This window comes from Streptomyces sp. SID486 (genome assembly GCF_009865385.1).
Taxonomy (GTDB): Bacteria; Actinomycetota; Actinomycetes; order Streptomycetales; family Streptomycetaceae; genus Streptomyces.
The window spans coordinates 1-10,316 of record NZ_WWJT01000598.1; the positions used below are offsets into that span (position 1 = coordinate 1).

Here is a 10,316-nt window from a genome sequence, read left to right on the forward strand (position 1 = left end):
CCGCCGCGATCGCCGGGCGGGCGGCGGACGGGGCGCGGGCACCACGGGAGGGGGCGCCGTGACCTGGCTGGCGCTGGTGGAGAGCAACACCACCGGTTCCGGGCGGCAGTTCTGCTCGGCGGCGCGGGAACTGGGGCTGCGGCCCGTCGTGCTGACCGCCGCCGCCGAGCGCTACCCCTATCTGGCCGAGGACGGTGTGTGCCACCTGGCGGTGGACACCGGCGACTCCGCCAAGGTGCTGGCGGCCTGCCGGCGTCTGGCGGCCGGTGCGGGCCTTGCCGGTGTCACGTCCAGCTCGGAGTACTTCGTGGCGACGGCGGCAGCGGTCTGTGCCCGGCTGGGGCTCGCGGCACCGGACCCGGAGACGATCGTCCGCTGCCGGAACAAGGACCGGCAGCGGGCCGCGCTGGCCGCCGCGGGGGTCGCGGTGCCGTTGTTCCGTACGGCGGCCGAGGCGGCCGACGCGGTCGCCGCCGCCGCGCACATCGGCTTCCCCGTCGTGGTGAAGCCGACCACGGGCTCGGGCTCCGTGGGGGTCCGGCTGTGCGCCACCGCCGGCGAGGTGGCCCGGCATGCCGCGGCGCTGCTCGCCGCGTCCGTCGACGAGCGGGGCCGGGCGATCCCCAAGACGGTGCTCGTCGAGCAGTACGTGACCGGGGCGGAGCTGTCGGTGGAGACCTTCGACGGCACGGTGGTCGGCGTGGTCGCCAAACACCTCGGGCCGGAACCGTACTTCGTGGAGACGGGGCACGACTTCCCGGCAGCCGACGTGCCCGCCGGCGTTGCGGACACCGCGCTGCGTGCGCTGTCCGCCCTCGGACTGGGCTGGGGTCCCGCGCACACCGAGCTGCGCCGGGGCCCGGACGGGCCGGTCGTGATCGAGGTGAACCCCAGGCTGGCCGGAGGCATGATCCCCACGCTGGTACGGCTCGCGACGGGCGTGGATCTGGTGGCCGCCACCGTGGCCCGGGCGGCCGGCCGCCGCGTCCGCACCCGGGCGATGCGGTCCGGCCACGCCGCGATCCGTTTCGCGACGGCCTCCCGGGCGGGTGCCGTCACCTCGGTCCGCGGGACCGGGGCGGCGCGGGCCGTGCCCGGTGTGGAACTGGCCGAGATCACCGTGTCCCCGGGGACGTCCGTGCTGGAGATCACCCACTCGTTCCGGGACCGGTTCGGCTATGCCGTCGCCACCGGCCCCGACGCCGCGACCGCCGCCGCCCGCGCCGAACGCGCGGTGGCGCACCTGCAGATACTCACCGCCGAACCCCAGGAGACCCGATGAGCGACCCGCACCGGCCCACCGGCACGCGGCTTCCCCGCTGGACGATCGTCGGCGCCGTCGTCGAGCCCCGTTCCGCGCAGCATCGCAGGACTGTCCCGCCCGGGCTGCAGGCCGCGCTGTGCGGGCGGGCGGACGAACTCGGTGTCGACCTGGCGGCGCTGCTGTTCGCGGTCCAGCTGAAAGTGCTGTCCGCCGTCACCTCCGAACGCAGCATCGTGACCGGGCGCCGTACCAACACCGGCCGGAGCGCGCACGCCGCGACCGTGTCCGACGGCTCGTGGCGGGACCTGGTCGCCGAGGCGGCCCGCGCGCTGGCCGACCCGTTCGTCGCCCCCACCGAGACGCTGCTGGACCTGCGGACCGGCCGGGACGGCGCACTCGACCCCGCGACGGCGGCCGCGCTGCACTACGACGCCGACCTCACCATGACGCTGACGTACCGCCAGGACGTGCTCACCCTGGAGCACGCCGAGCGCCTGACCGGCTACCACCTGACCGCCCTGGAACTGCTGGCCGCCGATCCCGGCGCGGACCACCACGGCAGGTCCCTGCTCTCCGCCGAGGAGCTGGCCTTCCAGCGCGACTCGCTGTGCGGTCCGCACCGGCCGCTGCCGGACGCGCTGTTCGTGGAGCTGTTCGAGGAGCAGGTGCGCCGCTCCCCCGGAGCGGTCGCCGCCGCGCACGGCACACGGCGGTGGACATACCGCGAACTCGACGAGATGTCCAACCGGATCGCGCACGCCCTGCTCGACGGCGGCCTGGACACCGAGGACGTGGTGGCCGTCGTGACCGACCGGACGCTGGACTGGCTCGCCGCCACCCTCGGCGTGCTCAAGGCGGGCGGCGTCTATCTCCCGGTGCGTCCCGACTTCCCCGCCGCCCGGGTCGCCGACCAGCTGCGGCGCAGTGCCTGCCGGCACGCACTGACCGACCCGAGCGGCCGGGAGCTGCTCACCTCGGCCGTCGCCCTGAGCGGGCAGGAGTGCCGCACCCTGCTCGTCGAGGACGCCTGCCGGACCGCGCGGACCGGTTCGCCGGGGCGGCGCTGCGAGCCCGGGCAGCTCGCCTACATCTACTTCACCTCCGGCTCCACCGGCGCGCCCAAGGGCGCGATGTGCGAGCACGCGGGCATGCTCAACCACCTGTACGCCAAGGTCGACGACCTGGAGCTGAGGACCGGGGACACGGTCACGCAGACCGCCTCCCAGTGCTTCGACATCTCGCTGTGGCAGCTGCTGGCACCCCTGCTGGTCGGTGGCTCCACCCTCTTGGTCGACACGGCGGACCAGCTCGACGTCGACCGGTTCGTCGACCTGCTGGCCGGCGGCGGCGTCCAGGTCGCCCAGGTCGTCCCCGCCTTCCTCGACGTGATGCTCTCCCGCCTGGAGGCCGTCCCGCGCGCGCTCGGCGATCTGCGTGCGCTGTCGGTGACCGGGGAGGCGCTCAAGCCGGGCCTGGTGGAACGCTGGTTCACCCTCTGCCCGGACATCGCCCTGGTCAATGCCTACGGCGCCACCGAGGTGTCGGACGACACCATGCACGCGGTGCTGCGGGGCAGGGCCGAACGGGACCTGCCCGTGGTCCATGTCGGCCGCTCCCTGCGCAATGTGAACACCTACATCCTCGACGAGCGGCTGCGGATCGTGCCGCTCGGCGCTCCCGGCGAGATCGCCTTCTCCGGGGTGTGCGTGGGCCGCGGCTACATCAACGACCCGGAGCGTACGGCGCAGGCGTTCACCTCCGATCCCTACCTGCCGGACACCCGGCTGTACCGGACGGGCGACTACGGGCGCTGGCTGCCGGAGGGCACCATCGAGTTCCTGGGGCGGCGCGACGAGCAGGTGAAGGTCCGCGGTTTCCGGATCGAGATCGGCGAGATAGAGAACCGTCTGCTGCAGATGCCGGGCGTCACCGAGACCGCGGTGGTGATCGTCGGCAGCGGGGACGCCACCAAGCACCTGGTCGCGTTCCACACCGGGTCGGACAGCCTGCAGTCGGCCGATCTGCGGGACTTCCTCTCGGCCGCGCTGCCCGAGTACATGGTCCCGTCGTACTTCCACCGGCTCGACACCCTGCCGCTGACCGAGAACGGCAAGACCGACAAGAAGTACCTCACCGGGCTCGCCGCCGAGCTGGCGCAGGGCACCAGCGCCTACGTACCGCCCGCCACCGACGCCGAGCGCCGGCTGGCCCTCGCCTGGGCCGAGGTGCTGGGTGTCCTGGTCGGCCGCATCGGCCGGGACGACGACTTCTTCACGCTCGGCGGCACCTCGCTCGCCGCGGTGCGCCTGGTGGTGCGGCTGGACCGCCGGATCTCGCTGCGGGACATCACCGCCCACCCGGTCCTGCGCGACCTGGCCGCGGTGCTCGACGCCGCCGCGCCGACCGGGGCCGAGGAACTGCTGCAGCGCCTCGGCACACCGTCCGGCGGCACGCGGGGCACACTGGTCTGCTTCCCCTACGCGGGCGGGAACGCCCTCAACTTCCAGGCGCTCGCCCGTGAGCTGGCCCCGGCGGGGGTGGGTGTGTTCGGTGTGGAGCTGCCCGGGCACGACATCAGCCGGCCGGACGAGCCGCTCGCCGACGTGACCGACATCGCGCGCAAGGTGCTGAAGGAGCTGCCGGACGGTCCCGTCCTGCTGTGGGGGCACTGTGCCGGCACCGCCTACGCCGTGGAGCTGGCGCGGCTGCTGCAGGACGCCGGCCGCCCGGCCGAGCGTCTCTTCCTGGCCGCTCAGCTACTGGACGAGCCAGCCGAGTTGGCCGAGGAGAGCGCTCAGGTCAGCGCCCTGGACGACCGGCAGGTCACCGCCCTGCTCGCGGACGACAGCGCGTACGTGGAGCTGGACCGGATGCGCGCGGAGCGCTCGGACGTGGTCGGCCGCGCCTACCGGCACGACGTGTGCTCCACCAACGCCTATTTCACCGGACTCCAGAGCGGTGCGCGCCAGGGCCTGCTCAGCACTCCGGTGGACGTCGTGGTGGCGGCCGACGACACCCGGACCCGGGAGCCGGCACAGCGGTACAAGCTGTGGGAGCAGGTCGCCGCCGCGGTGTCCCTGATCGCCCTCGACGGCGGGGGCCATTACTTCGCACGGACCCGAGCGGCGGAGGTGGCCGCCCTGGTCGCCGCCCGCTGCCCTCGGCGGTGACGCCGGTGAGTTCCAGCACCACCGCTCCCGTCGGCGCCCCGGTCCACGGCCGGGGCGCCACGGGGGTCAGCACGTGTTTCGGGACCTTCGGCGAACTCCTCCAGGGCGTCCTGCCCGAACCCGACGCCGACTTCCTGGTGACGCTGCCGGTCGCCCGGTGGACCATGGCCACCTTCCGGGCCGTGCCCGGTGCGGCCGGTGTGTCGGTCCGGCCGGGGCACAAGACCAAGGCGCGGCGGATCGCGGAGATGGTCCTCGCGGGAGCCGGCGCGCGCCTCGGCGGGGTGCTCACGCTCGACGGCACGCTGCCCGAGGGCAAGGGCATGGCCAGTTCCTCGGCCGATCTGGTGGCCGCGGCCCGGGCCGTCGCCAACGCCCTCGGCACACCGCTGCCCGAGGCACGGCTGGAGGAGCTGCTGCGTCGCATCGAACCGACCGACGGGGTCCTGTACCCGGGGATCGTCGCCTTCGACCACCGGCGGGTACGGCTGCGCGGCCTTCTGGGATCGCTGCCCACCATGACGGTGGTCGGCCTGGACGAGGGCGGCACGGTCGACACGGTCGCCTTCAACCGGATCGCCAAGCCGTTCACGACGGCGGACCGGCAGGAGTACGCGCGGCTGCTGGAGCGCCTGACCGGTGCCGTACGGCGCCGTGACCTCGCGGAGGCCGGCGCGGTCGCCACCCGCAGCGCGGAGATGAACCAGGCGCTGTGGCCCAAGCGCACCCTGCCGGACGTCCTGCGCATCGGCCGGGAGGTGGGCGCGCTGGGGATCGTGGCGGCGCACAGCGGCACGATGCTGGGTGTGCTGCTGGACACCGCCGGCCCCGGCTACGTCGAGAAGGTGGCGGCCACCGTACGGGCCTGCTCGCACCTGAGCGACGACGTCTCGCTGTTCCGCTCGCTCAGCTTCGACTGAGGTCCAGCGGATCCGCCAGGGCGACGACCACGCGTCGTTCGCCCTGGTACGGGTCCCGGCTGTGGGCCATCCGCAGGTTGTCCACCAGCAGCAGATCGCCGTCCCGCCAGGGTTCGCGGATGGCGTGCGCGTCGTAGACGGCGTTGATCAGGTCGACGGTGCCGCGGTCCAGGGGCGTGCCGTCGCCGAAGCGGGTGGTGAACGGCAGGCCGTCCGCGCCGCAGGCGAAGACCAGGTAGTCGCGCACGGCCGGGTCCATGGTCCACTCGTTCAGGAACGCGAGCTGGTTGAACCAGACCCGCTCGCCGGTGCCGGGATGCCGTCGTACGGCCGGCCGGACCCGCCGGGTGCGCAGGGTCCCGTCGGCGCTCCAGGAGCAGGTGATGCCCTCCTGTGCGCAGTACCGTTCCACCTCGGCCGGGTCGGTCGTGGCGAAGGCGCTCTGCCAGTCCACGCCGACCGGGCCGTTGTGCGTGCGCAGCAGCTCCCAGCCGTGCCGCTCGGCGCGGTCGGCCAGGGCGGCGGGAAGACCGCGCAGCACCGCCGCCCCGTCGGCGAGTGCCACCGCCCCGCCCGCGGCCGGCGCGGCCAGGCAGACGAACACCTGGCGGGCGGGGACCCGCAGGGAGTAGCTCAGCTCGTGGTGCATGCACATGGGCTGGTCCGGCGGCCACTCGGTGGACGAGTACAGGTGCGAGCCGAGCACGGCGCGCGGGGCGAACGGCTCGCGCTCCTCCATCGGTTCACCGGTGACGGCCCGCACGGCGGCCGCCGCCGCGGCCTCGTCGGCCAGGGCGAGTCCGCGCACCAGCACGGCGCCGTACTCGGCGACGACCGCCTCCAGTGCCGCGCGGTGTCCCGCGAGACGGTCCGGCGGACCGGTGATCTCGGCGACGGGCGGCCTTCCGGCCTCGGTCGTGAGCGGGAACGGCAAGGGGAACGGGAGGGTCGTCGTCATGCGTCGGCCTTGTCTCGGGCGCGGAAGGTGAGGTTCAGCGTGGAGGCGACCAGCGGCCCGGCGGCCGGCCGTGGGGCGGTGGCGCGGTCCGCGTCCCGGTACGCGACCAGCGGCCCGGCGGCCGGCCGTGGGGCCTGCGGGACGTCCGCGTCCCGGCGGTCCCACCACAGGCGCCGGCGGTGGAACACCGGGGCCGGCAGGGCGGTGCGCCGCGGTCGGTGCGCGGGTGCCGGGGAGACGACCGCGTGGGCGTTGGTGCCTCCCAGGCCGAAGGCGCTGACGCCGGCGAACCGGCGGGCGCCGGTCCACGCCCTCAGCCGGGTGGCCGGCACGAACGGCGAGCCGGCGAAGTCGAACCGCGGGTTGGGCGTGTCGCAGAACAGGGTGGGCGGTATCTCCGCGTGTTCCACCGCGAGCAGGGCCTTGACGAGCCCGGCGATCCCGGCGGCGCTGAGCAGGTGCCCCAGGTTGGACTTCACACTGCCGAGGGCGCAGAAACCGGTCTCGTCGGTGGACTCGCGGAACACCTCGGTCAGAGCGCGCAGTTCCAGGGGGTCCCCGATCATCGTGCCGGTCCCGTGGGCCTCCAGCAGGCCGATGTCCCGCGCGCTCACGCCCGCGCCGTTCAGGGCGCGCCGCACGACCTGGGCCTGGGCGACCGGGTTCGGGGTGGTCAGTCCCATGGTGTGCCCGTCGTTGCCGACCGCGACGGCCTCCAGCACCGCGTGCACGCGGTCCCCGTCGGCGAGCGCCCGGTCGAGCGGTTTGAGGAGCAGCACACCGCAGCCCTCGCCCGGCACGAACCCGTCGGCGTCCTTGGCGAAGCTGGCGCATCGGCCCCTCGGCGACAGGGCGCGCGCCACGCTGAACTCCAGGTAGGGCTCCTCGTCCAGCAGGACTTCCACACCGCCGGCCACGGCCAGCCGGGACTCTCCGGCCTGCAGGCTGCGCACCGCGGTCTGCACGCTCACGAGCGCGGAGGAGCAGGCGCTGTCGACGACCAGGGCGGGGCCGCGGAAGTCGTACTGGTGGGCCACCCGCGCGGCGATGAAGTTCTGGTCGCCGCCCAGGCCCCCGGCGGCGGCCGTCAGCCCGATCCGGCGCCGGTAGCCCGACATGCGGGCGCCCATGAACACGCCGACGTCCGAGCCGCGCAGCTCCTCGTCGCGGTACCCGGCGTCACGCAGGCAGGCGGCGGTGGCCTCCAGGGTCAGCCGGATCGCGGGGTCGAGGTCACGTGCCTCGCGGTCGCCCATGCCGAAGAACTCCGGGTCGAAGTCCTCGAGCGCGTCCACGAAGCCGCCCCACTTGCTGATGCTGCGGCCCGCCTGCTGCTCGGGCCGGTAGAGCCGGTCCACGTCCCAGCGGCCGGGCGGCACCTCGGTGACCGCGAATCCGCCCGTCCGGAGAAGTCGCCAGTAGGCGTCGAGGTCCGGCGCGCCCGGGAAGCGGCAGGCCATCCCGATCACCGCGATCCGCCGGCCGACGGCGACGGGGCCCGCGGGGACGGCCGGCATCGGCGGGGGGACGGTGTCCGCCGAGACCGGCGGGGAGACGGGACCCGCCGAGACCGGCGGGGGGACGGAGCCCGCCGAGACCGGCGGGGGAACCGGGAGAGCGGGGGCCGCCGGGACGACCGAATCCACCGGAACCGGTGGGGCGACCGAATCCGTCGGGACCGGTGGGGCGACCGATTCCGCAGGGACCGGTGGGGCGACCGGGTCGGTCGTCGGGGCGACACCGGCGCCGGACAGATGGGCTCCCAGACGGCCCAGCGTCGGGTGGTCGAGCAGCACCGCGGGTTCCAGGGGCCGGCCGGTCCGGGCCTCGATCCGGGTGACCAGCTCCGCGAGCAGTACCGACTCGACCCCGAGGTCGCCGAAGGTCACGTCGTGCTCCAGTTCGGGCTCGGGAATCCCGAGGACCTCGGCGACCACCGTCACCAGCCAGGCGGGCGGCACCTCTGATCCCGAACCCGCCTCGCCCGCGGCTCCCTGTGCTGCGTCGGCACCGGCGGGGGCGGGGGCGGAGGCGGAGGTGACGGCCTGGAGGTCGGCGACAGGTGTGGGGTGGGCGGTGACAGGTGCGGGGTGGGCGGTGACAGGTGCGGGCTGCGCGAGGCGCGGGGCCGGCTGCGTCACGTGCGGGGCGTACCGGGCGGTGGGCGTGACGTCGGGGGCCGAGGGCGTGACGGGTAGGGCGGTGGGCGTGACGGATAGGGCGGTGGGCGTGACGTCGGGGGCGGGGGGCGTGACGGGTGGGGCGGGCTGCGGGGCGTGCGGGATCCGCAGCGCCGTTTCGGGGTCGAAGCCGCTGTCCACCGCCTGGACGGGCAGCAGCACCGAGGCCGCCGGCCCGTCGAGCACACGGTCGAGTACGTCCAGACCGGCGTCGTCCGGCAGCGCGTGCAGGCCGATCCGGGCCGCCGCGTCGGGCCGGCCGGTCGCGCCGCCGCTGTCCCGCCACACGGGCCAGTTCACGGCACGGACACCCGGCCGGTGACGAGCCACCAGGTCCAGATAGGCGTTGGCCGCCGCGTAGTCCGTCATCCCCGCGGCCAGCACCGGGGCGGCCGCGCTCACGGAGGAGAAGAGCAGGACGAACGCGAGCGGGTCCTGCTCGGTCAGGTCCAGCAGGGCGTCCAGGCCGTCCCCCTTGGGTGCCAGCACCTCCCGGATCCCGGCCGGCTCCTTGTGCACGAATGCCGCCGGTCCCGCCGACGACCGCCCCGCACAGTGCACCACGCCCCCGACGGGTCCGAGCGCGGTCCTGACCCCCGCCAGGAACGCGGCCAAGGCCGGCCGGTCGTCGAGGGAACCGCAGTGGTGCATGACGCGCGCCCCCCGCCGCTCCAGCTCCCGGACCGTCGCCACGGCCTCGGCCGTGGCGGCGGGCAGGTCCTCGCGCGCCCACTCGTGGCGCGGCGGCAGGGGCCGCAGACCGAGCACGGCGATCCGCCGCGCGCCGCGGTCGACCAGGTGCCGCGCGGTGAGCGCACCGAGGCCGCGGGTGCCTCCCGTCACCAGGTACACGTGCTCCGGGTCGGGACGCCAGCGCGTCTGCCCGGCGGGCGCCGGCACCAGGCAGGGCCGCTGCCGTACACCGGCACGCATCCGCATCTCGCCGTACGGGGCGGTGTCGTGCCAGGCCGCCGACAGGAGGGGGAGGTCGCCGGGGTCGTCCGTGTCGAGCACGGTCGACCGGGCCCAGGGGTACTCGGCACCGAGGACGCGCACGAAGCCGGCGAGCCGGGCCCCGGCCGCGCGCGGGCGGGAGCCGACCGTATCGAGGGGGTCGTAGAGACCGCTGGTCACCTGGAGGATGCGCACCCCGCCGGCCGGGCGGGCCGCGAGCACCTGCTGCAGTATCGCCAGCCGCGCCTGCCACGGGCCCGCGTCCCGCTCGTCGTCGCTCTCCTCCGCCAGGGCGCACAGGTCCAGCACACCGTCCACCGCGCCGGCCCGCAGCACGGTCCGGACGGCCGTGACGGCGGTCGGCACATCCGTGAAGTCGACGCCCTGGCGCAGGACCACCAGCCGCGCCGGGGCGAACGCCGTGGCGAGAGCGGGCCGTTCGTCGGCCGTCAGGCACAGCACCGTGCCGCCCGCGTCCCGGCCGGCGGCCGGTACGCCGAGGGGCTCGGCCCGCCACTCCCGCGCCAGCAGGCGCACACCGGGACCGGCGCCGCGACCGCTCTCGGCCGGGGGCTCGTTCGGCTCCGCCACCGGCTCGTTCCGTGCCGCAACAGTCTTACTCGGCTCCGCCACGACCTCGTTCGATACCGCATGAGGCTCGTTCGGCTCCGCCACGGGCTCGTTCGGCTCCGCCACGGGCCCCTTCAGCTCCGCCACCGGCTCGTTCGGCTCCGCCACGGACCCGGTGGGCACCACGCCGGCACCGGAGGGCACCGCACCGAGACCGGCCGGCACAGCGCCGCGACCGGCGGGCACCACGCCGGGACCGGCCGGCACTGGGGCGGGACCGGCCGGCACCGGGGCGGGACC

5 protein-coding genes are annotated in these 10,316 nt (G+C 75.1%); 3 read left to right on the plus strand and 2 right to left on the minus strand.

Translation table 11 applies throughout. The annotated features are described in order from the left end of the window. The 3 genes from GT045_RS28080 to GT045_RS28090 form a co-directional block, all read left to right on the plus strand. Window positions 1-1,282: ATP-grasp domain-containing protein (locus tag GT045_RS28080; protein ID WP_345942782.1), on the plus strand; the 1,282-nt coding region annotated here is incomplete at its 5' end. After that, the gene (locus tag GT045_RS28085; protein ID WP_161335906.1) at window positions 1,279-4,434 is read left to right on the plus strand and encodes an amino acid adenylation domain-containing protein; all 3,156 of its coding nucleotides are present in this window, start codon (window positions 1,279-1,281) and stop codon (window positions 4,432-4,434) included. The genes GT045_RS28080 and GT045_RS28085, both read left to right, overlap by 4 nt. 5 nt (window positions 4,435-4,439) lie before the next feature. Further along, window positions 4,440-5,354, plus strand: a complete 915-nt coding sequence (locus GT045_RS28090; protein WP_161335907.1) for a kinase — start codon at window positions 4,440-4,442, stop codon at window positions 5,352-5,354. Here the strand turns inward: GT045_RS28090 and GT045_RS28095 are convergent. Both GT045_RS28095 and GT045_RS28100 read right to left on the minus strand, forming a co-directional pair. Next, window positions 5,341-6,312 carry a TauD/TfdA family dioxygenase gene (locus GT045_RS28095; RefSeq protein WP_161335908.1) on the minus strand — a complete coding sequence of 324 codons (972 nt, stop codon included), beginning with the start codon at window positions 6,310-6,312 and terminating at the stop codon, window positions 5,341-5,343. The genes GT045_RS28090 and GT045_RS28095 overlap by 14 nt on opposite strands. Continuing rightward, window positions 6,309-10,037, minus strand: a complete 3,729-nt coding sequence (locus GT045_RS28100) for a type I polyketide synthase (protein WP_161335909.1) — start codon at window positions 10,035-10,037, stop codon at window positions 6,309-6,311. The genes GT045_RS28095 and GT045_RS28100 overlap by 4 nt, the downstream gene beginning before the upstream one ends. Between the last annotated feature and the right edge of the window lie 279 nt (window positions 10,038-10,316).